Source organism: Halorubrum rutilum, from assembly GCF_042665015.1.
In the GTDB taxonomy this organism is placed as follows: Archaea; Halobacteriota; Halobacteria; order Halobacteriales; family Haloferacaceae; genus Halorubrum; species Halorubrum rutilum.
Map to the genome: position 1 here is coordinate 143,435 of NZ_JBHTBL010000001.1, position 23,607 is coordinate 167,041.

Consider the following 23,607-nt stretch of genomic DNA (forward strand, 5'->3'; position numbering starts at 1 on the left):
GATCTAAATACCGCCGTTCGTATTCAGATACGATGCGGTCCGCGAATTAGTCCCGCACCACGCGCTCCGCGCCGTCCTCGACGACCACGTCCAGTCCGTGCTGGTGGACGAACGCGGCGGTGTAGTCGGGGACGACGCGCTCGGCGGCGAACCGCGCGCGCAACAGGGGCACGGCGTCGAGCAGGTCGTCGCCGTCGACCATCGACGGCGAGGACTCCAGGAACTCCACGTCGAGGTCGGCGTCGGCGCCGCGCGCCGCCAGCGTCGGGAGGCTCGGGTCCTCGAACGCGCCGTCGAAGTCGATCGGCGCGGTGAAGCCCGCGTAGTAGACCCGCCCGCGGGTGGAGGGGCCGAGCACGACCTCGTTCGTCCGGAGCTTCATCGCGGCCGAGTCGATCACGGTGCGCGAGAGCAGCGGCGCCTGCGGGGTGACGACCGCGACGGAGTCGGCGTTCTCCTCGCGGAGCAGGTGCGTGACGGTGTTGCCGGCGCGCGCGCCGAACGACGACCCGACCTGCCGCTCGAACCGGGCGTCCTCGGTGCCGCCGAGGGTGTCGGCCACGAGCGTGCGCAGCTCGGCCTCGGGGGCGGTGTCGGTGCGGTGTTCGGCGGGGAGGTCGTCGTCGACCGGGTAGTTGACGAGGAGCTCGCCGCCGGAGCGGTCGACGGCGAGGACGGCGTCGCGGAACAGCGCCTCGTACAGGTCGGCGGCCTCGGCGGTCGAGAGCGGCGTCGACTCCGCGATCCCGGTCGCGACGAGCCCCTCGCGGGGCGGCTGCACCATGACGGCGACGACGGTCATACTCGGAGGAGTCGCCCGCGCGCCTTCAAGCCGCCGTTTCGGGTCGGGACCGGGGGGATCGGAACCGGCGAACAGGCGGGGGTGCTCGGCCGCCGGCGGGGCCGGCCGCTCAGGAGAAGTCGCGCCGCATCGCGATCTCGAACCACGGACAGAGCCGGAGCTGGCGGTACAGCGACGGGTTCTCGTGGAGGTGCTCGTAGTCGACCCACAGCATCCCGCCGATCTCGTCCTCGTCGGGGTCGAGCGAGGTGTCGTCCAGGGTCACCTTCAGCACCGAGCAGACCTCCCACTCGACGCCCTCGTTGGGGTAGTAGCGCTTGTACTCGAACTTGTCCGTCACCCGGAGGTCGTCGTACTGGTCCGGGGTGATCCCCAGCTCCTCCTCGAGTCGCTGCTCGGTCGCGTCCTCCTGCGTCTGACCCTCGACCGGGTGGGAGGCGACGGTCCCGTCCCAGTGACCGTCCCACAGCCGCTTCGTCGGCGCGCGCTGGGCCAGCAGGATCCGGTCGTCGGTGTCGTAGACGAGGCAGGTGAACGCCCGGTGCCGGATCCCGTCGCCGGTGTGGGCGTCGAGCCGGTTCACCGTCCCCTGCTCCGCGTCGTCGGGGTCGACGGCGATCACGTCCTGGAGCGCGTTCTCGTGGTCCTCGTTGGCGTCGGCCCCTCCGGAGGGGTCGCCGGGGGCGGCCGCGTCCTCTGAGCTCATGGCAGGTAGGTCTGTCACCAGGGCTAATAAGCGTTCGATACGCCGTGGGGCGGGCGACGCGCCCCCGCCGTCGCCGGCGGTCCCGACCGCGGTCCGACATCGGCGGTCCCGACCGTGGTCCGACATCGGCGGCCCCGACCGCGGTCCGACGTCGGCAGCCCCGACCGCGGTTCGACGCGCTTAACCGCGTCCCGCGGCTACGTCGCGCGGATGAGTGACCCGGCGCTCGACGTCGTCGAGTTCGTGCTGACGACGCACCTCTACACGGAGAACCGCGACCTCGACGAGAACGACCTGCCCCCGCGCTTCCGACAGGTGTTCTGGTCGGACGACGCCGCCGAGGACGCCCCCGGGGGCGTCGAGCGACCGCTCAAGGCGACCAGCGAGACCACCCGAACCGCCACCGGCGTCGAACACCCGTGGGACGCGGTCTCCGACCTCCTCTTCACCCAACGCACCGAGTTCTCCGGCGAGATCTCCCTGACGCAGCCGGCGATGGCGCTGGAGTGGTACCGCGACCACGCCGACGCCGACCGGATCGCCGAGAACCCGACGATCGTCGCCGCGCTCGAACTCGCCGCGGACCTCGACGCGCCCGTGACCCACGAGGAGGCGCGCGACAGCGTCCGGCCGATCCAGGCCGACCGCGTCTGGATCGACGCCCTGCTGGAGGAGTACTTCGACGAGGACGAGGACGGCGAGATGCTCGACCTCGTCAACGTCCAGGCCCCCGAGGAGATCGAGACGACGCTCGCGGACCTCGTGCTCACCGGCGACCAGGAGGGCGAGATCCAGAAGATCGTGAAGGCGATCGAGCACCGCGAGTACCTCGCGAGCATCGGGCTCCGCGAGATCGGGAAGCTCCTGTTTGTCGGCCCGCCGGGAACCGGGAAGACGACCGTCTCGCGGGCGCTCGCCCACCAGCTCGGCATCCCGCTCGTCGAGGTGAAGATGTCGATGATCACGAGCCAGTACCTCGGCGAGACGGCGAAGAACGTCGAGAAGACGTTCGAGGTCGCCAAGCGGCTCTCCCCGTGTATCCTCTTCATCGACGAGTTCGACTCGGTGGCGAAGACCCGGCGCTCCGACGAGCACGCCGCACTGAAGCGCGCGGTCAACACCCTGCTCAAGTCGATCGACGAGGTGTCGCTCGTGCGCGACGAGGTGCTCCTCATCGGCGCGACGAACCACCCGGACCAGCTCGACGCGGCCGCGTGGCGCCGCTTCGACGAGATCGTCAACTTCCCCAAGCCGGACCGCGACATGCGTGCGGACATCCTCCGGGTCGTCACCCGCGAGATGCAGATCGCCGACTTCGACCCCGAGGAGGTCGCCGACCGCACCAGCGGGCTCACGGGCTCGGACCTCCGGATGGTGCTGCGCGAGGCCGTCCTCGGCGCGCTCACGGAGGACCGGATGACGATCACGCAGGAGGACGTGATGGAGGCCGTCGAGGACTTCGAAGAGCGCGACAACCTCAAGAACATGGACATGATCGACGGCGAGGGCGCCGAGGTGCTCGGCGAGACGGACTCGGGCGAGCAGGACCACACCCACGAGGACCAGAGCGGAGACGCCGCGCACGACCACGGCGCGCACAGCCACTCGCACGACTGACTCGGACCCGCTTTTCGGGCCGTGCGGACGAGACCCGCTCAGCCTCCCCGTCTGATCCCGACGACCGTGTAGCCGAAGCCGCGGTCGACGATCCGGGGGTCGAGTCCCGCGTCGTCGAACGCGGCCGCGAGGGCCGCGGGCGTCCGGAACCGCGACGCCATCCCGATCGCGCGCTCGGCCGCGACGAGGGCGCGTCCCAGGGGGTGCTCGGGGTCGAACTCCCGGACCACGAGCGCGCCGCCCGGCGCGAGGACCCGCGCGGCCTCCCGGATCGCGGCCTCCTGATCGGGGAGGTGATGGAACGCGTCGACGATCGTTATCGCGTCGACCGACGCGTCTCGGAACGGGAGCCGCCCCGCGTCGCCGGCGACGCCCGAGAGTCCTCGGCCGTTCCGGGCGCGGGCGAGCATGCCGAGCGAGGCGTCGACGACCGCGATCTCGGGGCCGGTCAGCGCGGCGGCCGCCCGGCCCGACCCGCCGCCGACGTCGAGCAGGCGGTCGATCGGCCGCGTCGCGTGGTCGAGCCCCGCGACCAGCGCCTCGCCGTCCGCCGGCGGCATGACGCGGTCGTACAGGGGCGCTACGCGGTCGAAAAAGCGGACGTCGCCGAGGCCGTGCATGGCGGCGATCGGCGTCGGGGCCACATAAACGGTCGCGCGTCGCTCGCGCCGGGAGGGACCGCGTTCGCCGCTCCGCATTTACGTGAACGGGCCGTGAGGCCGGTATGGAGTACGCGCTCGTCGGCGAGCCGGGCTCGGGGGCGACCCTGCGGCTCGACTACCGGGCGTTCGCCTACGCCGGCAAGTTCGTCGTCGGCGCGCCGGGCAAGGCCGCCCTCCGGACCCCCGACGGCTCGCCGGCGGTCCCGGAGTGGGAGCCGGACGAGCCCCTCCCCCCGACCGTCGAACCGGGCGCGTTCGACGACGACGTGGTCGCGGCGATCTCCTTCTCGCCCGACCGGACCGACCCCGCCCGCTGTCGGCTCCGGTACGTCACCGTCCACGTCGCGCGCCGGGGCGAGGGGCTCGGCCCGCGGCTCGTCGATCGGACCGTCGAGCGGCTCGCGGCCGACGGCTACGACCGGGTGCGGATCGCGGTGAACAACCCGTTCGCCTACGCCGCCCTGTACAAGTGCGGCTTCGCGTACACCGGCGAGCGGACCGGGCTCGCCGAGCTGGAGCTGGAGCGACCGGCCGCGGAGCCGGCCCCGGAGAGCGAGGTCGACGGCGGCGGGACGAGCGAGGAGGACGACCGGTACCGCGCCGGGCTGCGAGCGTTCCGCGAGGACGACCGCGAGCTCGACCCCCGCGAGCGGGCGTTCATCGCGGAGCGGCTCGGGGAAGACGGGGGTTAGATCAGGTCGTAATCCTCGCGGAACGTCTCCAGGGTCGCCGCGAGCACGCCGATGGCGATGGGGCCGACGAACAGCCCGGTGAAGCCGACCGAGTAGATCCCGCCGAACACGCCGAGGAGGATCACCGCGGGGTTCAGGTGCGCCTGCTGGTCGATGACGAACGGCCGGGCGTAGTTGTCGACCATCGCGATGACGAACACCCCGTACAGCGCGAGCAACACGCCCGCGGTGGTCTGGTCGATGACGACGAGGTAGGCCGCGGCCGGCCCCCAGACGAAGAACGCCCCGATCAGCGGTAACAGCGCGAGCACGGCCATCACGAACGTCCAGAAGACGACGTTCGGGATCCCGGCCGCCCAGAGGCCGACCCCCGCGATCACCGCCTGCAGCAGCGCCACGACAATGTGGCCGATCACCACCCCGCGGGTCATCGCGTCGACGCGGTCGACGAGGTCGGCGGTGACCTCCTGCGGAAGCGGACTCGTCGACCGGATCCACCGCACGAACGCCGGCCCGTCGAGCAGCGCGTAGTAGACTAAAAAGAGGGCGAGCGAGAGCCCGACCGACGCCCGGAGCGCGGTGGTGACGACCCCGCTGACCCCGCCGAACAGCGTGTTGACGAGGCTCTGTCCGACCGTCGCCAGCACGTCGCCGACCTCGACTGTCTGGCCGGTGAGCGCCGCGATCTCGGCCTCGATCGCCGCGACGTCGATGTCGGTGTTCCCCCGGGCGATCGCCGTGAGGTCGCGCACGAACACCCACGAGATGTACGCGAGCGGGAGGATGACGGCGACGATCGACGCCACGATGAGCGAGATGCCCGAGAGCATCCGACCCAGGCGGCGCGACACCGACTCTCGGACCCGGCCCGCCAGCGCCCTCCGGATCGCCCGCGACAGCCGGACGTGGAAGGGGTAGAGCACGTACGCGAGGATCGCCGACGCGATGACGTACTCGACGAACGGCAGGATGACGAACAGCGTCAGTAACGCGACGGCCCCGATGAGGAGGAGGAGGAACGATTGGCCGCGGTTCATGCCGACCACTGTCGCCGCCGGGACATAAACGTGGGCGGCTCTCGGGGCGGCGCGCGTCCGCGCCGCCTCGCGTTCGTCGCTCTCCGATCGCGCGCCCGATCGCCTCGCCCGCCTGCTCGCCCGCTACGCGCCTCCGACTCGCCTCGCCCGCTACGCGCTCGCCTCGTCCTCGTCGAGCCCGGGCGCGGCGGACGGGTCGACGTCCTCCGGCTCCTCCGTCCCGCCGCCGACCACCGTCTCGCCGTCGTCGGTCTCGACGTACACGTCGTCGGCGAAGCCGGCGAGCGCGTTCTCGTACTCCGCGGTCTTCAGCCGCTCCGGCGTCTCGGGCGCCTCGGCGACGCCCCCGACGGGCCGGAAGTCGCCGAGCGGGTCGTCGATCGTGATCCCGTGCTCGGCGAAGAACTCCTCGTAGCGCCGGTAATGCTCCTCAAGCTCGTCGCCCGGGATCTCCATCATCTCCGTCCAGCCGTGGTTGAAGAAGTCGAAGTTGGCCTGCACGTGGGTGACCTCGCGGGCCTCGGCCTCCGTGAAGCCGGCCTCCAGGGCGGCGACGTACGCGTCCATCGTCGCGTCGAAGAACTCGTCGAGGTGGTCGCGGCGCTCCTCGCGGCGCTCCTCGTCGGCCTTGTTGAGGAAGATGCTCGTGTGGAGGTCGACGAGCTTGTCGTTCGCGACGTCGCCGACGACCGGCGTCGTCAACGCCTTCTTCGCGGCCCAGTGGCGAATGTTCTGCCGGATCTTCATACGTTCCGTTCGGCGGGGACGGCCTTGAATCTGTGGCGTTCGGTCGCGCTCTGAGCCGTGCTGTGTCGGAGTATCATGATCTTCAACGCGGATGACAACCCACATTAACCCCGAATCCGAACGCCCGCCCATGAGCGATTCGTACGTGATCGTCGGGGACGGTATCGCGGGCGCGTCCGCGGCCGAGACGCTCCGCGAGCAAGCGCCCGACGCCGAGATCACGGTTCTCACCGACGAGGGGGAGTCCCTCTACAACCGGATTCTGATCAAGGAGTACGCGAAGGGGAAGCTCCCCGAGGCGCCCATCTCGATCCACCAGGAGTCGTGGTACGACGACCACGACGTCGACCTCCGGCTCAACACGGTCGTCGTCGACATCGACGTCGAGGGCGACGCGGTCCGCACCCACGAGGGCGAGACGTTCGAGTACGACTCCCTGCTGCTCGCGATCGGCGGGACCCCCCAGCAGCTCCCGGTCGAGAACGCCGACGCCGACGGGATCCACCACTTCTGGACGTTTCAGGACGCCCGCCGGATCAAGGAGAGCGTCGAGGGCGCCGAGCGGGCAGTCATCGTCGGCGCCGGCCTCCTCGGCATCGACTTCGCGGCCATCTGCGGCGCGCAGGACGTCGAGGCGAACTACCTCATGCGCGGCGACAACTGGTGGCGCTACGCGCTCTCGGAGGAGGGCGCGGAGATCATGCACGAGGCGATGCGCGAGCGCGGCGTCGAGCCCGTCTTCGGCTCCGGCGTCGACCGCTTCGAGGTCGACGACGAGGGGCACGTCGAGGCCGCGGTCGACCCGAACGGCGAGCGCTACGAGTGCGACTTCGCGGGCGTCGCTATCGGGCTGAACTTCAACACCGAGCTCGTCGAGGCGACGCCGCTGGAGCTCGACGACGGGATCGTCGTCGACGAGTTCATGCGCACCAACGTCGACAACGTGTTCGCCGCGGGCGACATCACGACGTTCGACGACCTGATCCTGGGCGACCGGGCGAAGAACGGCTCGTGGGGCTCCGCCAAGGAGCAGGGGACCATCGCCGCCCGCAACATGCTCGACTACGGCAGCGCGGAGTTCAGGTGGGTCTCCTCGTACTCGATCACGCACTTCGACTTCCCGTTCCTCTCCTTCGGCCACCCGACGCTCGGCGACGACTCGGTCGAGGCGACCACCGCCGAGGGCGAGTGGCGCCGCGTGGCCCTGAAGGACGGCAAGGTCGTCGGCGGCGTCCTCATCGGCGACCTCTCGCCGCAGTCCGCGTTCAAACAGCTCATGCGCGAGGGCCGCGACGTGAGCGACCAGACGGAAATCCTCATGGAGCCCGGCTTCTCGGTGGAGGACCTGGCGGCGACGACCGAGCAGTAGCCGGCGTCGAACCCCCGTCGCCCCGGCCTCGGCCGTCGCGCGATCTCTCGAACGTCACGCGATCCCTCGGCCGTCACGCGATCTCTCGAACGTCACGCGACCTCTCGGACATCAGTACCTTTTCACGTCCGTCGGTCGTATCTCCGCCCCTCATGGCACGCGAACCGTCGGCCGACCCGCCGTCGGCGCCGGGGGACGACTTCTTCGCCTCGTTCGTCGAGGGGTGTTCCGACCCGATCCTCTCCGTCGACGGCGACGGCGTGATCGTCTACGCGAACCCCGCCGTCGGCTCGGTCCTCGACCGCGATCCCGCCGCCCTCCGCGGGCGGCGCCTCGCGGAATTCATCCCCGAAGACCGGGACGACGAGCGCATCCGCTCGCTCCGTCGGCGGCTGTCGAGCGACGCCGATCCGGGCGACGTCGACGGTCTCACCTGTCCCCTGCGGCGCGACGACGGACGGACGATGGTGTTCTCCGTGCGGTTCCACGAGCACCGGTCGGCCGGCGAGCCCGTCTACACCGGCGTGTTCCGGGACGGGGTCGAGGAGGCGACCGCGCGCGACCTCCGGACCTTCCGCAACGTCGTCGAACACGCCGGTCACGCCGTTTACGTCACCGACACGGACGGGACGATCGAGTACGTCAACCCCGCGTTCACCGAGAACACGGGCTACGAGCCCGACGACGCGATCGGCCGGACGCCGACGATACTCAACTCGGGGGAGATGTCCGACGAGTACTTCGCGGCGCTGTGGGAGACGATCGGGTCCGGCGAGGTGTGGGAAGAGGAGATCGTCGACCGGCGGCGCGACGGCGAGGCGTACCGCGCCCACCAGACGATCGCGCCGGTGTTCGACGCGGACGGCGAGGTCTCCCGGTTCGTCGCGATCCAGACCGACGTGACGGAGAAGCGGGAGGCGATGGGCCGGCTGAAACAGCACCGCGAGATCGTCGAGGCGCTCGACGACCCGATCCTCCTCCAGAACCTCGACGGGGAGTTCGAGCTGCTCAACGAGGCGGTGAGCGAGTTCGCCGGCGTCCCCCGGGAGGAGCTGTACGGGGCCGACGAGTTCGCCTTCATGGACCCCGAGGCGGCGGCCGAGATCGCCGAGCGGAAGCGCGAGGTGCTGGAGACGGAGGCGCCGGTCGCGTACGAGACCTCGCCGACGTTCGAGCGCAGCGGCCGCGAGGCGACGTTCAGCACGCGGCGGTACCCCCACTACGACGCCGACGGCGAGCTGGCGGGTACGTTCGCGATCTGTCGCGACGTCACCGAGATGAAGCGCCGGGAGGCAGAGCTCGAACGCTACGAGCGCGCCGTCAACGGGGCGACCGACCTCATCGCCGCGGTCGACCGGGACGAGCGCTTCCTGTTCGCGAACCCGCAGTACCGGGCGTACCACGGGATCGAGACCGACGACGTGCGGGATCTCTCGATCGCGGACGTCGTGGGCGAGGAGCGGTACCCGGCCGTGAGACGGAACGTCGACCGCGCGCTGCGGGGCCGATCCGTCGAGTACCGGACGAAACGGACGCATCCGGTCCGGGGGACGCGGACGTTCGACGTCCGGTACTACCCGCTCGAAGACCCCGACGGCGACGGGGTCGCCGGCGTGGTCGGCGTGCTCCGAGACGTGACCGACAGCGAGAACCGGGCGCGCCAACTCAGCGTCGTGGACCGGGTGCTCCAGCACAACCTCCGGAACGCGCTGACGGTGATCCGGGGACGGGCGCGGGAGCTCGTCGAGGGCGCTCCCGACGACGACCGCGGCGACGACGTCGCCGAGTCGGCCGCATACATCGTCTCGCGGGCGGACGACCTCCTGACGACGAGCGAGAAGGCCCACAGCATCACCGAGATCCTGAGCGACGCGCCCGACGTGGAACCGATCGACGTCGGCCGGACCGTCGACGGGCTGGTCGCGGCGCTCGCCGACGAGTACCCGGACGCGCGGCTGACGGCGTCGACGCCGGCCGACGGGGACGCGGTCGCCTCGGGGACCGCGTGGCTCGACCGCGCGCTGGCGGAGCTGATCCGGAACGCGGTCGTCCACCACGACCGCGACCGGCCGACCGTCGACGTCGCCGTCGAGGCGACCGCGGACGCGGTCGAGGTGCGGATCGCCGACGACGGGCCGGGGATGAACGACATGAACCGCGACGTGCTCGAAACGGGCCGCGCCGTGGACGCGCTGTACCACGGGAGCGGGCTCGGCCTCTGGCTCGTCTACTGGGTCCTCCAGCAGTCGGGCGGGTCGGCGACGGTCGCGGACGCGGACCCCCGCGGAACCGTCGTGACGGTGACGCTGGCGCGCCCGGCCGAGTAGTCCCGGCGTCGGTCGGAGTAGTACCCCGGTGTCGGTCCGATCCCGGCACCGCCCCGCGAGCCCGGAACCGACGCAACGTTTATGATAAATCATGATGTATGCTATCGCATGTCAATCAGAGAGTCAGGGCGGCGGCTCCGCCTCCGCCGCACCGGTCGGATCCCGCCGGACGCGCGGGTCCGCCACTACGACGAGCTCGGCGAGGAGGCCCAGGTCCTCGTCAGGGAGCTCGCCGGGCGGCCGCGGACGGCGCCGGAGCCCGGCGAGCTCGACGACGGCGACGTCGTGAAGTTCACCGACTACTACCGAGTCCGCGCGCGCTGAGCGGTCGCGCCCAGCCTCCCCGCTCCGGCCCGCCGACCGGCCGGGTCGGACCGTCACCCCGGAAGCGAAGTTGTTTTCGCCCGCCGCGAGAACACGGATCCATGGACAGTGGCGGATCTACCGACATGACGCTCGCGTTCGAGCTGGAGGCGCTGAAGGCGCTCGCGGACCCCAACGACGTGTTCAACAACGCCCGGCAGTGGACCGAGTACGTCGGCGTCGTCAGCGAGAAGCCGACGTACGTCGTCACCAACTTCACGCGCAAACACCGCGTGCGCCAAGACTTCTTCTCGGGCCCGCGAGGCGTCGAGGAGAGCCTGGAGAACATCGCCGGCCAGTTCGACACGGACCGGCACGTCTTCGTCGGCGTCGACGAGGAGGACGAGGCGGTCGCCGAGGCCACGGGCTGGGAGTTCCTGCAGGTCGAGGACGCGGCCGAGGCCGCCGGGTGGATCCTCGCCGACGGCGAGCCGGACGAGGAGGAAGCGCCAGAGGAATCGGCGCGGGACGACTGGCCGTAGACCGGAACCGCCGGGCCCCGGACGGAGGCCGACGTACCGGCGCGTCGGACAGGTGTTTTCACGGTCGCCGAGGAAGGTGAGACCATGAGCGACGGGCACGACCACGAGGACGGCGGCGGGAGCCACGGCGATCACGACGGACACGGTCACGAGCATGGCGGCCGCGACGGACACGGCCACGACGATCACGGCCACCATCACCACGACGCCGAGTCGGTCGCGGTCGCGGTCGTGACGGTCTCCTCCTCGCGCTCGCTCGACGAGGACCCCTCCGGCGACCACGTCGCCGCCGCGTTCGAGGGCGCCGGCCACGAGGTCGCCGTCCGCGAGCTGGTCCCCGACGAGTACGACAGCGTGCAGGGCACCGTCGACCGGTTGGCGCGCCGCGAGGACACCGACGTCGTCGTGACCACCGGCGGGACCGGCGTGACGCCCGACGACGTGACGCCCGAGGCGGTGAAGGGGCTGTTCGCGAAGATCCTCCCCGGCTTCGGCGAGCTGTTCCGCCGACGCTCGGTCGAGGAGATCGGGACGCGGACGATCGGCTCGCGGGCGACCGCCGGGATCGTCTCCGCCACGCCGGTCTTCTGTCTGCCCGGCTCCGAGAACGCGGTCCGGCTCGGCGTCGACGAGATCGTCCTCCCCGAGGTCGGCCACCTCGTCGGGCTCGCCGGGCGGGGGGTCGACGAGGACGACGAGGAGGTGAAGGCGGAAGACGCGGGCGAGGACGGGACCGACGACGGCGACGAGAGCGGGGAGTCGGCGGAGGGAGACGCGGAGTGAGGCCCACGTAGCCGCGAGTCCTGGTATCTCTTTCAAACGGTCCGTTACAATTCGCACTGGGTAACTCGCGTTGCTCCCGTTGTGGTCAATCCAGGGAACTCAAGAATCGCTCAGTACAGGGTAGTAGTCTATCGGCGCTTCAGTAGCAAGAAACGAGCATAAGCGCCGAAAAGACGATTGCGAAGCCCATCACTCCGACTCCGAAAACGTAGTACGGGTTCGTGAAATCGGGACTGTTGAGGAACAGAAAGAGGCTAAAACTCGAACCCAGCAAGGCGATCACCGCAGACTGAATACTCGGATTATACCAGTCTCCGAGCAGATCCCGAACAGTCACATACATATTAGAACGATAACTTCTATTCCGGATAGCGTTTGTGGTCAGTGAAACTCCGATAAGTTTGCAGTTTTCAGCGAACGGCCGTTCAACAAAAAGTCTGGAAAGCGGATCTCGACGGAGCAGGTTACACGGACGCGAGGAAGTTCCGGATCAGGTCGTGGCCGGCCGCGGTCAACACGCTCTCCGGGTGGAACTGCACCGCCTCGATCGGGTGTTCCCGGCCCCGGATCCCCATCACGATCTCGTCGCCCTCGTGGTCTGTCGTCGCCGTCACCGCGAAGGCGTCGGGGACCTCGGTGGCGGCCAGCGAGTGGTACCGCCCGGCGCGGAACCCCTGGTCGAGCCCGGCGAACACGCCCTCGCCGTCGTGCTCGACCGGAAACGCCTTGCCGTGGATCGGCTCCGGCGCGTGGCCGACGGTCCCGCCGTACTCGTAGACGGCGGCCTCCAGCCCGAGACAGACGCCGAGCGTCGGGACCTCGGGCGAGAGCTCCCGGAGCACGTCCGCCGTCACGCCCACGTCGCGCTCGTTCTTCGGGTGGCCGGGACCGGGACTGATGATCACCGCGTCCGGGTTCGCCTCCCGGATCGCCTCCAGCGACGCGGTGTTCTTGAACACCTCGACGTCGACGGGCTCGGGCCCCGCGCCCGCCTCGTCGCCGCCAGCTTCCCCGTCCCCGCCGAGCGTCTGGTCGGAGACATACTCGACGAGGTTGTACGTGAACGAGTCGAAGTTGTCGACGACGACGACGTTCATTCGTCGACCTCCGTGCCGGCGGGAAGGGGCTCGTCCGGGCCGGCGTCGCCGGGGTCGCCGCTCGCGTCGTCGCCCTCACGGATCCGGTCGATCGCGGTCAACACCCCGTCCATCTTCTGCTCGGTCTCCTCGTACTCTGCGGCCGGGTCGGAGTCGGCGACGAGCCCGGCGCCGGCCCGGACCGTCACGGCGGTCTCGTCGGGCGAACCCGCGCCCGCCGGCGACTCGTCGAGCGTCGCGGTCCGGATCACGATGGCGAAGTCGGCGTCGCCGGTCCACGCGTAGTAGCCGACGCCGCCGCCGTACGCCCCCCGCGGCGTCGTCTCCAGGGCCTCGATGATCTCCATCGCGCGCACCTTCGGCGCGCCCGTGAGCGTGCCGGCGGGGAACGTCGCGCGCGTCGCGTCGAACGCGTCGGCGTCGGCCGCGAGCGTCCCCGTGACCGTCGACTCGATGTGCTGGACGTGGCTGTACTTCAGCACGTTCATGAACTCCTCGACGCGGACCGACCCCGCCTCCGAGACGCGGCGCACGTCGTTGCGCGCGAGGTCGACGAGCATCGTGTGCTCGGCGCGCTCCTTCGCGTCGGCGAGCATCTCGCCGGCGAGCCGGCGGTCCTCGACCGGGCTCGTCCCCCGCGGGCAGGTGCCCGCGATCGGGTTCGAGACGATCCGGTCGCCCTGCACCGACACGAGCGTCTCCGGGCTCGCGCCGACGATGCTGCGGTCGTCGTGGCGCAGCACGTACATGTACGGCGAGGGGTTCACCTCGCGGAGCGCCGCGTACAGCCCCAGCGAATCGACCTCGCCGCGGAGCTCGCGGCTCCGCGAGATCACGCCCTGATAGATGTCGCCGTCGAGCACGTGGCGCTTCGCGGTTCGGACGGCTTCCTCGTACGCCTCGCGGGGGTCGGCCGACTCCGAGTCGACCCGGATCCCGTCCGGCTCCGGCGGCGCGGCCTCGCGGAGCTCGGCGCTCACGCGCTCCGCCTCGGCGACGAGCTCGTCGTAGACGGCACCGGGGTCGTCGTCGACGCCGATGACGGGCGTGAAGACGAGCTCGGCGCTCCCCTCCTTCTCGTCGAAGACGACCGTGCGGGTCGTCAGCGCGAACTCGGCGTCGGGGAACTCGGTCTCGGGGCGCTCGACGCCGACCTCCTCCAACCAGAGGTCGTAGACCGCCTCGTACGCGAGGAAGCCGACGAACCCGCCCGAGAGGATCTGCCGGTCGGTGTCGGGGAACCCGCGCAGGCTCACGTCCGGGAACGCCGCGCGGATCCGGTCGACCGCGTCGCCCGCGTCGGGGCCGAGGTCGCTCTCGGATCCGCCCTCGGCGTCCGGGCCGCCCTCAGAGCCCTCCCCGACGAACGCCGCCGCCGGCCCGAGCCGCGTCACGTCGGTGCGGTCGGGGTGGACCGAGACGATCGCCTCCGGGTCGTACCCGACGAACGAGTAGCGCGCGTGTCGGTCGGCCTTCCCGCCCGAGGTGAACGCGCCGTCCGGGTCGCTGGAGGCGACCTTCTCGCCGGACTCCAGGAGGAACCCGTACGGCCCCTCGCCGACGAGCGTCGCGTACGCCGCGAGCGGGGTCACGTCGGCGTCGAGCGCCGCGGACGCGCGGACGACGACCGGCTTCTCCGCGTCGGCCGCGAGCTCGACGAACGCGGCCTTCGAGCGGTCGAGCGGGGCCGTCGACTCGGTCATGCGAGCTCCATCTCCCGGCCCGCGTTGGCGACGAAGCGGGCCACCGCGTTGTGGTCCTTCCGCCCGTCCGACAGCTCGACGCCGGAGGCGACGTCGACGGCGTACGGGTCGGCGACGCGGACCGCCTCGGCGACGTTGTCGGCCGTGAGCCCGCCCGCGAGGACGACCGGCGACGCGAGCCCGTCCGCCAGCTCGCCCGTCTTCGCCCAGTCGTGGGTCTCCCCGGTGCCGCCGGCGCCCGACTCGTCGGTCGAGTCGATCACGAGGGCGTCGGCGACCGCGTCGAACTCCTCGGCGCGGACCGGGTCGTCGGCGTCGACCGCGAGCAGCACCTTCCGCTCGGTCTCGGCCCGGACGTACCGGATCTCGTCGGGGGTCCACTCCCCGTGCAGCTGGAGCGCGTCGGGGCCGGTCGTCCGGACCAGCTCGACCGCGCGCTCGGCGGAGTCGGGCATCGTGACGAGCGTCGCGGTGACGAACGGCGGGACGTCGGCGAGCAGCTCGGCGGCCTTCGCGGGGTCGACCTCGCGCGCCGAGTCGACCGGCACCTCCGAGATAACGCCGACCGCGTCGGCGCCCGCGTCGACCGCGGCCCGGAGGTCCGCGCCGTCCGTGAGCCCGCAGATCTTCACCCGGGCCATCAGTCGTCGTCCTCCGCGCCCGCGGGGGGCTCCGGCTCCGACGCCGCCGCCTCCCCGCCGCACAGCGCCGCGAACTTCTCGGCGGCCGCGCCGGAGTCGATCGCCTCGGCGGCGCGCTCGACGCCCGCCGCGAGCGAGTCGGCCTCGCCGGCGACGTAGATCGCCGCGCCGGCGTTCGCCAGGATCAGGTCGCGCTTCGGCCCCGTGACGGAGCCGTCGACGATCCCGCGCAGGTCGGCCGCGTTCTCCTCGGGCGTCCCGCCCGCGACGGCCTCGATCGGGGCGCGGTCGAGCCCGAGGTCCTCCGGGGCGATCGTGAACTCGGTCACCTCGTCGCCGTCGACCTCGGCGGCGACCGTCTCGTCGTGGATCCCGATCTCGTCCATCCCCGCGCCGTGGACGACGAGGGCGCGCTCTACGGGCATGTGCGCCAGCGACCTGGCGATCGTGGGGACCAGCTCCGGGTCGTAGACGCCGAGCACCTGCGCGTCGGCGCCGGCGGGGTTGGTGAGCGGGCCGAGCACGTTGAAGATCGTCCGCATCCCGAGCTCCTTGCGCGGGCCGATGACGGCCTTCATCGCCGGGTGGAAGACGGGCGCGAGCATGAACCCGATTCCGTCGGCCTCGATCGCGTCCTCGACCGCCGGGGGCTCGGCCTCCACGTCGGCGCCCGCGACCTCCAGCACGTCGGCGCTCCCGGAGGATGAGGAGACGGAGTAGTTGCCGTGCTTGGCGATCGGGACGCCGGCGCCCGCCGCGACGATCGCGGCGGTCGTCGAGACGTTGATCGTGTCGTAGTCGTCGCCGCCCGTCCCGCAGGTGTCGACGAGGGGGTCCCGGTCCGGCTCGATCGTCCGGGCGGCGTCGCGCATCCCCCGCGCGAAGCCGGCGATCTCCGCCTCGGTCTCGCCCTTCGCCCGGAGGGCGGCGAGGAGGGCGCCGATCTGCGCCTCCGTGGCCTCCTCGAAGACCAGCCGCGCGGCCTCGCGCGACTCCTCGAGGGTCAGATCCGTCCCGTCCGTCACGCGTTCGACCGTGTCGTTGATATCCATGATGTTCACCGATGTATTACTTCGCGTTGTGATGTACAAGTCTGTACACCAATTTAACGCTGTCGCCGCGGTGTCACGCCGTCGCACGGGCCTCGTACGGCGGCCGCCGTCGCGCGGTCCCCGCCGTGACATCGCCGGAGACGGCTCTCGCGGCGGGGGGCGAACGCCGCGGGCCCCGAGCGCGGCTCACTCGACGTCGAGCGACGTCTCCCCGTCCGCCTCGACGACGACCACGGGGACCTCGGCGTCGTCGATCACGGTGTCGGTCGTGGAGCCGAAGACGAACCGGCCGACGGTGCCGGTGGTGGGCGCGCCGACGACGACGAGGTCGTAGTACGGCGACTGCTCGACGATGGCGCCGGCGGCGGTGCGGTCCTCGACGAGCCACCGGTCCACCCGGTCGAAGTCGCCGAGGCGGTCGCGGGCGGCCGAGAGGAGCCGGTCGCCGGCCGCGGCGTACTCGTCGGCGTCGGCCTCCCCGTCGACCGCGGTCGCGTCCCCGTCGACGAGCGCGCGGTCGGAGGGGACGACGTGGAACAGTTCGAGCCACGCGTCGGTCGCGTCGGCGACCTCGCGGGCCACGTCGACGGTCGCTCCGGTGTGAGGCCCCGCGCCCACGGCCACGAGGATCGACGACACGCGGTCCGGTCGGGCGGCGCGCTCGATCCCCTTCAGCCGGGCGTGTGCCGCGGTCGGCGTCGACGCGGCCGCCTCCCTGACGGCCGGCTCGACGACGGGCTCGCCGACGCCGTCGCCGACCGTCGGCGCCTCGGCGCTCGCCTCGTCCGCGTCGCTCCCGTGCATGCGTGTACCGTCAGACGCGCGTCCGATAAATCCCGTTGGTCCGAACCGGTTCGCGGGAACGACCGCCGCGGGCCGGTCAGTCTCGGAAGAACTCCTCGCGCTCGAACGGCTCGTCCTCGCCCTCGACGGCGACCACGTCGAGCGCGGTGACCGCGGCCCCGACGCCGAGCAGCCCGGCGAGGCTCGGCTCGGTGCGGCCCTCGTCCCCCGAGATCAGCTCCTTGATGTAGAGCCCGCCGGCGCCGCGGATCTCGACGGTCGCGTGGCGGGCGTCGACGCGCTCGGCGGTCGCCTCGTACACGTCGCGCTCGCGGGTGCGGCTCGCGCGGCGGTGGTCCACCCGGTTCGGGGTGTACTGCTCGACGGTCGTCCCCTCCAGCTCCTCGATCGCGGCCGCGAGGGCGTCGGCGTCGACGTCGGCGTCGAAGGTCACCTCGGCGCGGTAGCGCTTGGCGGCGTCGAGCTCCTTCACGCGCTCGACGGCGTCGTACGTCGCGAGCCGCAGGCCCTCGACCTCGACGGCGCCGTCGGCGAACGCGTTGATGTCCGACTGCAGGCGGTCGGTGTCGACCCGGCGCCGACGCGGCTCCTCCACCTCGACCACGAACGGGCGGCCGGTGCCGAGCATGCGGGCGTCCACGTCCTCGCGGCCCGCGCCGTGGAACGTCGCCTCCGTCCCGTCCATCACGTCCTCGACGATCGGCGCGGTGTACTCCTCGACGCTGTCGTCGTAGAGGTAGCCGGAGCCGCCGCAGTGGTCGCAGGGGTCGGCGCCCCGCCGGCCGGAGCCCTCGCACTCGCGGCAGGGCCACTCGGTCTGCGGGATGTCGCGCTCCAGCTTCCGGTAGCGCCCGTAGACGAACGCCGAGTTCACCTTCGCGTCGACCTCGTCCTCGGCGAGGTCGATCGTGAACTGCACGTCCGGGCGGTCGAACGAGACCTCCGCGCCCGTGAGCCGGCCGACCCGCTTGCCGACCTCGCGGTTGAACTCCGACTTGAACGGCTCGCCCGCGTCCTCGTCGAGGCCGGCGTCCGCGCGGAGGAGGGCCTCGTTCTCCTCGATCAGCGGCGGCGGGCGCGTGCCGACGTTGTAGGTGGCGAACTCGGTCCCCTCGACCGCCTCGGCGGCGCGCTCGGCCCACGCGTCGAACTCGGTGCACCGGCCCTCACAGACCCAGCAGTCCGCGGTGTTGACCGGCTCGTGGTCCTCGTCGTCGCGCAGCGCGAGCGAGACGCGCAGCGCCGACCCGCGCTCGGCGTTCGACAGCCCGAAGCTCCGGTCGGCGACGAGCCGGCCGAGACAGGCGTCGCAGACCGGTCCCGTCCCGGTCGCCCGCGCCGCGACCTCCAGTACGTCCATACGCCCTCCAGCGCCCCGCGTGGTAACTGTCTTACTACATCGCGGGCGGGCCGGACCGGACCCCCGGACCCCCCGCCGCTCCGCCCTCCCGGCCGACTTAAGGGGATCCGATTCGTTTCGCCGGGCGTGAACGAGCCGGGGTCGCGGGAGGCGAAGCTGGAGCTCGGCGTCGAGCTGCTCGCGCACCTCGAACGCGAGGAGCTGGCGCTGCCGGACGCGGTCGACCGGATCGAGACGGTGACGACGAGCCCGGCGCTCACCCGCGACATCCTCGACGCCGCCGAGAAGCGCGGCGTCATCGAGCGCGATGGCGCCCGGCTCAGGATCCGGCGCGGCGGGACCTACGTGAACTACGACAGCCAAGTCGTCCGGCGCGAGGGCGAGTTCGAGTGCCGCCGGTGCGGGACCGCCATCTCGACCGGTCACTTCGTGAACCTGGACGCGGGCGAGCTCGGCCCCTTCGGCTCCTCGTGCGTCCGGAAGGTGACCGGCCGCGACGGCGACGGTGGGTGAGTTCGATGCGAGCGACGAGGGCGGCCGCCTGCGGGAGGTGAGAAAGCGGAGGTGGTACCTTAGGTGTGTGGTCTTGGCCACACCTCTAACCGCCAACCGACCCCCCGGCGTCGGTTCGGCGTCAACGAGCAGCTCGTCGAGTCCGGATCCGCGTTTGTGTTACGGTCGAGATCGTCGCGAACCCGCCGGTCGGAAGGGTCGATCGAGGCAAAACGGCCGGGAAAAGAGCCTCCAGATAGTGTTGCCATTCACGAGGGGCCGCGCTACCGGAGCGTCTGGCCCTTCCCCCACGCGCTCCGCACCGGCCGGATCTTTGGACCCGACGCGTCACAGTAATGCGATACCGCACTTTTCGACCGCCACGAACCGCGACCGACGACGGGTCGGTCTCAGTTTTCGAACTGGTCGCTTGCGGGGCACATCGAACCGTTCCCGACTCAATGAGAGTAGTGAGCCGAGACGCGAAGGCGCGACGGGATCCGCGCGAGCGAACGCAGTGAGCGAGCGTGGGGACAGTCGCGTCCGTGACTGAGCGAAGCGAAGGAACGGGCGCGACGGGATTTGAACCCGCGGCATCTTGGTCCGGAACCAAGTGCTCTGTCCGCTGAGCTACGCGCCCTCACGACCGGCTACCCGCGGCGCGCGTTTAACGCTTCTGACTCGGTGCGTCGAGACCGCTCGACGGCGGCCGCTCGGCAGTGCTCGGAGTCGCGCGACCACCGTCACCGCTCGCGGCTCGCCGTTCGCTGCCCCGCCGTCTCCGGGTCCTCTCGCCGAGTATCTATTCTGATATCCGCGGCGCGGAGGTTTATACCCGTCCGTCCGTAGCGTGGACAGAACGCTCGTGACCCTCCGTCCCAGCGACCGACCGTCCGCTCCGCGGGGCGACGCCTCCCGCGACGACGAGCGGCGGACGCGCCCGGAACGGGGGCGCTCGACGACCGACGGGGGACCGAGTTCCGACCCGGCGCCCGAGCCGGGGGCGGTCGACGCGGCGGACGGTGCGGCCGCGGTCGACCCCGGTTCCGACCGCTTCGTCGCGGCGGTCGCCGTCGACGGCGAGGTCCTGTTCGCCGGTCCGTCGGTGCCGGCGGTGCTCGGCGTCGAACGCGAGGCGCTGCTCGGCGAGGACCTGCTGGCACGCGTCCACCCGAACGACCGCGACCCCGTCTCCGACGCGCTCTCCGCGGTCGCGACCGACCGGACCGTCACCCATCGGCTCCGGCACGCGAGCGGCGGCTTCGTCTGGGTCGAGTCCGTCGTCGACGAGGAGCTCGCGCCGGAGTTCGGCGGGCGCGTCGTCACCGCCCGTCGGGTCGACGTCGACCGCGCCTTCCCGGAGCGGTTCCGGCAGTTCCTCGAATACGGGACCGACCTCGTCACCGTCGTCGACGCCGACGGCCGGGTCCGGTACGAGAGCCCGTCCGTCGAGGAGGTGCTCGGCTACGAGCAGGGGTCGACGGTCGGCCGGTCGCCGCTCGGCTACGTCCACCCGGACGACCGCGAGCGCGTGACGGAGCGGTTCTATCACGCCCTCGACGACCCCGAGGCGGCGCCCACCATGGAGTACCGGTACCGCACCGCCGACGGCGACTGGGTCTGGCTGGAGTCGCGGACGCGCTCCCTGCCGGACGACGCCGCGGTCGGTCGCCTCCTCGTCAACTCCCGCGACGTGAGCGACCGGAAGGCGCGCGAGCGCCGGCTCGCCGACCGCAACGAGCGGCTTGACCGGTTCGCGGGCATCGTCTCGCACGACCTCCGGAACCCGCTGTCCGTGATCCGCGGGTCGATGGAGATGGCGCGGCTGAAGGGGGACACCGACCCGCTGGAGCGCGGCGAGCGCGCGGTCGACCGGATCGACCGGCTCGTCTCCGAGCTGCTGACGCTCGCCCGACAGGGGTCGGGGATCGACGAGCCGACCGAGTTCGACCTCGAAGGGGTCGTCCGCGACGCGTGGGCCACCGCGGGGAGCGAGGACGCGACGCTCGTCGTCGGCGCCGACGCCCGGGTCCGCGGCGACCGCGGGCGCCTGCGGCAGGCGCTGGAGAACCTCTTCCGCAACGCGGTCGAACACGCCTGCGAGGTCGACGCCGACCTCACGGTCGTCGTGAGCGCGACCGACGGGGGGGTGATCGTCGCCGACGACGGCGCCGGGATCGACCCGGCGCACCGCGAGGACGCCTTCGAGCCCGGCTTCACCACCACCCCCGACGGGACGGGTTACGGCCTCGATATCGTCCGCGAAATCGTCGAGTCGCACGGCTGGACCGTCGAGCTCCGTCCGGACGCGGACCCCCCGCTCCCGCCCGGAGCCCCCCGTCCCGACGGCGCGTGCTTCGCGATCGAGGCGCCCGGTCCCGACGCGGTCCCGGGGACCGAGCCGTGGATCGACGGCTGAGGCGGCCGGACCGTCCGGCGACCGCTCTCGGGGTCCGCCGTCCCGTCGCGTTTATTCCTCCCGCCCGCCAACTCCGACCGTGATACCCGTCGACGCCGCGATCCGCCGGGTCGAGCGCGCGGACCTGCTCGCGGTAGTGCGGATCGAGCGGGCGTGCTTCGCGGACCCGTGGCCGTACGACGCCTTCGAGCGCCTGCTCGACGAGCCGGCGTTCCTCGTGGCCGAGCGCGACGACGGGGTGGTCGGCTACGTCGTCGCGGACGCCACGCCGAACCACGGCCGCGACATCGGCCACGTCAAGGACCTCGCGGTCCACCCGGAGGCGCGGGGCGAGGGGCTCGGACGGGGCCTCCTCCGCTCGGCGCTCGCGCGGCTCCGCGGCGTCGGCGTCGCGGTCGTGCGCTTGGAGGTCCGCGAGAGCAACGCGGTCGCGCGGTCGCTGTACGCGGACGAGGGGTTCGAGCCGGTCCGCCGCGTCTCGAACTACTACCGGGACGGAGAGGACGCCGTCGTGCTCGTCGTCGACCTCGCCGAGTGGGCGACGGGAGCGTGATCGTCCCCGGCGCTCGTCGACGCTCGCTCACCCGCGAGCGTCCGCGTTTGACAAGGCTTAGTGCGCGCGGCGCGAACCGATCGGTATGAGTTCGGTTCCCGAGCGGGCGGAGATCGACGAGGCGTACAAGTGGGACCTCCGCGGGATCTACGCGGACGACGAGGCGTGGGAGGCGGCCTACGAGACGGTCGCCGACCGGATCGACGAGCTGCGCGACTACGAGGGACGCGTCACCGAGGACGCCGCCACTCTCTCGGAGCTGCTCGAACTCCGCGAGGAGATCTTCCGCGAGCTCCGGCAGGTGGCGACGTACGCCCGCCTCCGCAGCGCCGAGGACACCCGGAATCAGGAGTATCAGGCGATGTCGGCCAAGGCGTCCTCGCTGGGCTCCGAGGCGTCGAGCGCGGTCTCGTACCTCGAACCGGAGCTCCAGACGCTCACGGAGGCCGACGTCGAGGCCTTCGTCGACGACGAGCCCGCCCTCGCGGCGTACGAGCACTACCTCGACGACGTGTTGCGGATGAAAAACCACACGCGCTCGGCGGAGGTCGAGGAGGTGCTCGCCGACCTCTCGGAGGTCACCGACGCGCCGAGCGAGATCTACTCGATGTTGACGAACGCCGACATGACCTACGGCGTCGTCGAGGACCCGGACGGAGAGGACGTGGAGATCACGCAGTCGAACTTCACCAAGCTCCAGACGAACCCGGACCGAGCGTTCCGCGAGCGCGTCCACGAGACGTTCTACGAGCAGTGGGGCGACGTCCGCAACACGGTCGGCACCTCCCTGGAGAAGGCCGTCCGCGAGCACGCGACGAGCGCCGAGATCCGCGGCTACGACAGCGCCCGCGCCGCCGCGCTCGACGGCTCGAACGTCCCGGTCGAGGTGTACGACACCCTCGTCGAGACGGTCGACGACAACCTCGACGTGCTCCACCGGCACGCGGAGCTGAAGGAGCGGGCGCTCGGCGTCGACCAACTCGAAAGCCACGACCTCTACATGTCGCTGACGGGCGACCAGGGCCCGGACGTCGAGTACGACCGGGCGGTCGAGTGGGTGACCGAGGCGGTCGCGCCGCTCGGCGAGGCGTACCAGGACCGGATGGCCGAGGGGCTCGACTCGCGGTGGGTCGACGTGTACGAGAACCGCGGGAAGCGCTCCGGGGCGTTCTCCTCCGGCACCTACGACACCCAGCCGTACATCATGATGAACTACCAGGACGACATCGCCTCGCTGTTCACGCTGGCCCACGAGCTCGGCCACTCGATGCACTCCGAGCTGGCAGCCGACGCCCAGCCGTGGCACGACGCGAGCTACGAGATCTTCGTCGCGGAGATCGCCTCCACGGTCAACGAGACCCTGCTCACCCACCACCTGCTCGACACCGTCGAGGACGACGAGCTCCGCACCCACGTGCTCGACGAGTACCTCGAACGCTTCCGCTCGACCCTCTTCCGGCAGACGATGTTCGCGACGTTCGAACAGGAGATCCACGAGCGCGTGGAGGCCGGCGACGCGCTCACCCCGGACGCCTTCGACGAGCTCTACGCCGACCTGAAGGGCGACTACTACGCGCCCGCCGAGCTGACCGGCGGCATCGAGCGCGAGTGGGAGCGGATTCCGCACTTCTACTACGACTTCTACGTCTACCAGTACGCGACCGGCATCTCCGCGGCCGCCGCGATCGTCGAGCGCGTCCTCGACGAGGGCGAGCCCGCCGCCGCCGACTACCGCGAGATGCTGAAGGCCGGCGGCTCCGACTACCCCCTGAACGTCGTCGAACTCGCCGGCATCGACATGGCCTCGCCCGAGCCGATCGAGGCCGCCGTCGGGATCTACGACGACTACCTCGACGAGATCGCGGCGCTGCTCGACCTGGAGTAACGGCCGCGTTCGGG

General features: G+C 71.3%; 22 protein-coding genes and 1 tRNA gene. 11 read left to right on the top strand and 12 right to left on the bottom strand.

All coding sequences use genetic code 11. The features are described 5' to 3' along the window. Positions 1-46: 46 nt before the first annotated feature. Both ACFQMF_RS00780 and ACFQMF_RS00785 read right to left on the bottom strand, forming a co-directional pair. Complete coding sequence (locus ACFQMF_RS00780) at positions 47-802, bottom strand: DUF2064 domain-containing protein (protein WP_256407215.1); 756 nt, start codon at positions 800-802, stop codon at positions 47-49. Positions 803-911: 109 nt separating this feature from the next. Beyond that, entirely contained in the window at positions 912-1,508 is a 597-nt protein-coding gene (locus tag ACFQMF_RS00785; protein ID WP_256407216.1) for an NUDIX hydrolase, read from the bottom strand. Between the two features lie 210 nt (positions 1,509-1,718). On the opposite strand from ACFQMF_RS00785, the gene ACFQMF_RS00790 reads away from it, so the two are divergent. After that, positions 1,719-3,125 carry an ATP-binding protein gene (locus ACFQMF_RS00790; RefSeq protein ID WP_256407217.1) on the top strand — a complete coding sequence of 469 codons (1,407 nt, stop codon included), beginning with the start codon at positions 1,719-1,721 and terminating at the stop codon, positions 3,123-3,125. 38 nt (positions 3,126-3,163) lie between these two features. On the opposite strand, the gene ACFQMF_RS00795 is transcribed toward ACFQMF_RS00790, so the two are convergent. Beyond that, positions 3,164-3,745 (bottom strand): class I SAM-dependent methyltransferase, encoded by a 582-nt coding sequence (locus ACFQMF_RS00795; RefSeq protein WP_256407218.1) that lies wholly within the window; start codon positions 3,743-3,745, stop codon positions 3,164-3,166. 104 nt (positions 3,746-3,849) lie between these two features. On the opposite strand from ACFQMF_RS00795, the gene ACFQMF_RS00800 reads away from it, so the two are divergent. Next, positions 3,850-4,479 (top strand): GNAT family N-acetyltransferase, encoded by a 630-nt coding sequence (locus ACFQMF_RS00800; protein ID WP_256407219.1) that lies wholly within the window; start codon positions 3,850-3,852, stop codon positions 4,477-4,479. On the opposite strand, the gene ACFQMF_RS00805 is transcribed toward ACFQMF_RS00800, so the two are convergent. Together ACFQMF_RS00805 and ACFQMF_RS00810 are read right to left on the bottom strand one after the other, a co-directional pair. Continuing rightward, positions 4,476-5,516 carry an AI-2E family transporter gene (locus tag ACFQMF_RS00805; RefSeq protein WP_256407220.1) on the bottom strand — a complete coding sequence of 347 codons (1,041 nt, stop codon included), beginning with the start codon at positions 5,514-5,516 and terminating at the stop codon, positions 4,476-4,478. The two genes, ACFQMF_RS00800 and ACFQMF_RS00805, sit on opposite strands and share 4 nt — an antisense overlap. A gap of 150 nt (positions 5,517-5,666) precedes the next feature. Then, a complete protein-coding gene (locus ACFQMF_RS00810; RefSeq protein ID WP_256407221.1) occupies positions 5,667-6,263 on the bottom strand; it encodes a DUF6149 family protein in 597 nt (198 codons plus the stop codon). A 130-nt stretch (positions 6,264-6,393) separates the two neighbouring features. On the opposite strand from ACFQMF_RS00810, the gene ACFQMF_RS00815 reads away from it, so the two are divergent. The 5 genes from ACFQMF_RS00815 (at position 6,394) to ACFQMF_RS00835 (ending at position 11,587) form a co-directional block, all read left to right on the top strand. After that, entirely contained in the window at positions 6,394-7,632 is a 1,239-nt protein-coding gene (locus ACFQMF_RS00815) for an NAD(P)/FAD-dependent oxidoreductase (RefSeq protein ID WP_256407222.1), read from the top strand. Between the two features lie 152 nt (positions 7,633-7,784). Continuing rightward, a complete protein-coding gene (locus tag ACFQMF_RS00820; protein WP_256407223.1) occupies positions 7,785-9,959 on the top strand; it encodes a PAS domain-containing protein in 2,175 nt (724 codons plus the stop codon). Positions 9,960-10,067: 108 nt separating this feature from the next. After that, the gene (locus tag ACFQMF_RS00825) at positions 10,068-10,283 is read left to right on the top strand and encodes a DUF7979 domain-containing protein (RefSeq protein WP_256407224.1); all 216 of its coding nucleotides are present in this window, start codon (positions 10,068-10,070) and stop codon (positions 10,281-10,283) included. 101 nt (positions 10,284-10,384) lie between these two features. After that, on the top strand, positions 10,385-10,804 hold the full coding sequence (locus ACFQMF_RS00830; RefSeq protein WP_256407225.1) for a DUF7124 domain-containing protein: 420 nt from the start codon (positions 10,385-10,387) through the stop codon (positions 10,802-10,804). Positions 10,805-10,888: 84 nt separating this feature from the next. Beyond that, a complete protein-coding gene (locus ACFQMF_RS00835) occupies positions 10,889-11,587 on the top strand; it encodes a MogA/MoaB family molybdenum cofactor biosynthesis protein (RefSeq protein WP_256407226.1) in 699 nt (232 codons plus the stop codon). A 464-nt stretch (positions 11,588-12,051) separates the two neighbouring features. Here ACFQMF_RS00835 and trpG read toward each other — a convergent pair whose 3' ends face one another. The 6 genes from trpG to ACFQMF_RS00865 all read right to left on the bottom strand — a co-directional run bounded on the left by trpG (position 12,052) and on the right by ACFQMF_RS00865 (position 18,244). After that, complete coding sequence (gene trpG / locus ACFQMF_RS00840; RefSeq protein ID WP_256407227.1) at positions 12,052-12,684, bottom strand: anthranilate synthase component II; 633 nt, start codon at positions 12,682-12,684, stop codon at positions 12,052-12,054. Continuing rightward, the gene (gene trpE, locus ACFQMF_RS00845) at positions 12,681-14,387 is read right to left on the bottom strand and encodes an anthranilate synthase component I (RefSeq protein ID WP_256407228.1); all 1,707 of its coding nucleotides are present in this window, start codon (positions 14,385-14,387) and stop codon (positions 12,681-12,683) included. The genes trpG and trpE overlap by 4 nt, the downstream gene beginning before the upstream one ends. Then, a complete protein-coding gene (locus ACFQMF_RS00850; RefSeq protein WP_256407229.1) occupies positions 14,384-15,028 on the bottom strand; it encodes a phosphoribosylanthranilate isomerase in 645 nt (214 codons plus the stop codon). Before ACFQMF_RS00850 ends, trpE begins: the two co-directional genes overlap by 4 nt. Beyond that, positions 15,028-16,080 carry an anthranilate phosphoribosyltransferase gene (gene trpD / locus ACFQMF_RS00855; RefSeq protein ID WP_256407805.1) on the bottom strand — a complete coding sequence of 351 codons (1,053 nt, stop codon included), beginning with the start codon at positions 16,078-16,080 and terminating at the stop codon, positions 15,028-15,030. The genes ACFQMF_RS00850 and trpD overlap by 1 nt, the downstream gene beginning before the upstream one ends. 186 nt (positions 16,081-16,266) lie before the next feature. Beyond that, complete coding sequence (locus tag ACFQMF_RS00860) at positions 16,267-16,884, bottom strand: universal stress protein (RefSeq protein WP_256407230.1); 618 nt, start codon at positions 16,882-16,884, stop codon at positions 16,267-16,269. A gap of 76 nt (positions 16,885-16,960) precedes the next feature. After that, positions 16,961-18,244: a tRNA pseudouridine(54/55) synthase Pus10 gene (locus tag ACFQMF_RS00865; protein ID WP_256407231.1), complete on the bottom strand. Its 1,284-nt coding sequence runs from the start codon at positions 18,242-18,244 to the stop codon at positions 16,961-16,963. Positions 18,245-18,370: 126 nt separating this feature from the next. On the opposite strand from ACFQMF_RS00865, the gene ACFQMF_RS00870 reads away from it, so the two are divergent. Continuing rightward, a complete protein-coding gene (locus ACFQMF_RS00870) occupies positions 18,371-18,757 on the top strand; it encodes a DUF5830 family protein (RefSeq protein WP_256407232.1) in 387 nt (128 codons plus the stop codon). A gap of 546 nt (positions 18,758-19,303) precedes the next feature. Here ACFQMF_RS00870 and ACFQMF_RS00875 read toward each other — a convergent pair. Beyond that, positions 19,304-19,376: transfer RNA gene (locus ACFQMF_RS00875), tRNA-Arg, on the bottom strand. Between the two features lie 225 nt (positions 19,377-19,601). Here ACFQMF_RS00875 and ACFQMF_RS00880 point away from each other — a divergent pair. The 3 genes from ACFQMF_RS00880 (at position 19,602) to pepF (ending at position 23,593) form a co-directional block, all read left to right on the top strand. Then, on the top strand, positions 19,602-21,155 hold the full coding sequence (locus ACFQMF_RS00880; RefSeq protein ID WP_256407806.1) for a PAS domain-containing protein: 1,554 nt from the start codon (positions 19,602-19,604) through the stop codon (positions 21,153-21,155). A 79-nt stretch (positions 21,156-21,234) separates the two neighbouring features. Further along, positions 21,235-21,708 carry a ribosomal protein S18-alanine N-acetyltransferase gene (rimI, locus tag ACFQMF_RS00885; RefSeq protein ID WP_256407233.1) on the top strand — a complete coding sequence of 158 codons (474 nt, stop codon included), beginning with the start codon at positions 21,235-21,237 and terminating at the stop codon, positions 21,706-21,708. A gap of 85 nt (positions 21,709-21,793) precedes the next feature. Next, positions 21,794-23,593, top strand: a complete 1,800-nt coding sequence (pepF, locus tag ACFQMF_RS00890; protein WP_256407234.1) for an oligoendopeptidase F — start codon at positions 21,794-21,796, stop codon at positions 23,591-23,593. The last annotated feature ends 14 nt before the right edge of the window (positions 23,594-23,607 follow it).

Coding starts and splice junctions, on each gene's coding strand:
- ACFQMF_RS00780 (WP_256407215.1), bottom strand. CDS start 802: ATGACCGTCGTCGCCGTCATGGTGCAGCCGCCCCGCGAGGGGCTCGTC.
- ACFQMF_RS00785 (WP_256407216.1), bottom strand. CDS start 1,508: ATGAGCTCAGAGGACGCGGCCGCCCCCGGCGACCCCTCCGGAGGGGCC.
- ACFQMF_RS00790 (WP_256407217.1), top strand. CDS start 1,719: ATGAGTGACCCGGCGCTCGACGTCGTCGAGTTCGTGCTGACGACGCAC.
- ACFQMF_RS00795 (WP_256407218.1), bottom strand. CDS start 3,745: ATGCACGGCCTCGGCGACGTCCGCTTTTTCGACCGCGTAGCGCCCCTG.
- ACFQMF_RS00800 (WP_256407219.1), top strand. CDS start 3,850: ATGGAGTACGCGCTCGTCGGCGAGCCGGGCTCGGGGGCGACCCTGCGG.
- ACFQMF_RS00805 (WP_256407220.1), bottom strand. CDS start 5,516: ATGAACCGCGGCCAATCGTTCCTCCTCCTCCTCATCGGGGCCGTCGCG.
- ACFQMF_RS00810 (WP_256407221.1), bottom strand. CDS start 6,263: ATGAAGATCCGGCAGAACATTCGCCACTGGGCCGCGAAGAAGGCGTTG.
- ACFQMF_RS00815 (WP_256407222.1), top strand. CDS start 6,394: ATGAGCGATTCGTACGTGATCGTCGGGGACGGTATCGCGGGCGCGTCC.
- ACFQMF_RS00820 (WP_256407223.1), top strand. CDS start 7,785: ATGGCACGCGAACCGTCGGCCGACCCGCCGTCGGCGCCGGGGGACGAC.
- ACFQMF_RS00825 (WP_256407224.1), top strand. CDS start 10,068: ATGTCAATCAGAGAGTCAGGGCGGCGGCTCCGCCTCCGCCGCACCGGT.
- ACFQMF_RS00830 (WP_256407225.1), top strand. CDS start 10,385: ATGGACAGTGGCGGATCTACCGACATGACGCTCGCGTTCGAGCTGGAG.
- ACFQMF_RS00835 (WP_256407226.1), top strand. CDS start 10,889: ATGAGCGACGGGCACGACCACGAGGACGGCGGCGGGAGCCACGGCGAT.
- trpG (WP_256407227.1), bottom strand. CDS start 12,684: ATGAACGTCGTCGTCGTCGACAACTTCGACTCGTTCACGTACAACCTC.
- trpE (WP_256407228.1), bottom strand. CDS start 14,387: ATGACCGAGTCGACGGCCCCGCTCGACCGCTCGAAGGCCGCGTTCGTC.
- ACFQMF_RS00850 (WP_256407229.1), bottom strand. CDS start 15,028: ATGGCCCGGGTGAAGATCTGCGGGCTCACGGACGGCGCGGACCTCCGG.
- trpD (WP_256407805.1), bottom strand. CDS start 16,080: ATGGATATCAACGACACGGTCGAACGCGTGACGGACGGGACGGATCTG.
- ACFQMF_RS00860 (WP_256407230.1), bottom strand. CDS start 16,884: ATGCACGGGAGCGACGCGGACGAGGCGAGCGCCGAGGCGCCGACGGTC.
- ACFQMF_RS00865 (WP_256407231.1), bottom strand. CDS start 18,244: ATGGACGTACTGGAGGTCGCGGCGCGGGCGACCGGGACGGGACCGGTC.
- pepF (WP_256407234.1), top strand. CDS start 21,794: ATGAGTTCGGTTCCCGAGCGGGCGGAGATCGACGAGGCGTACAAGTGG.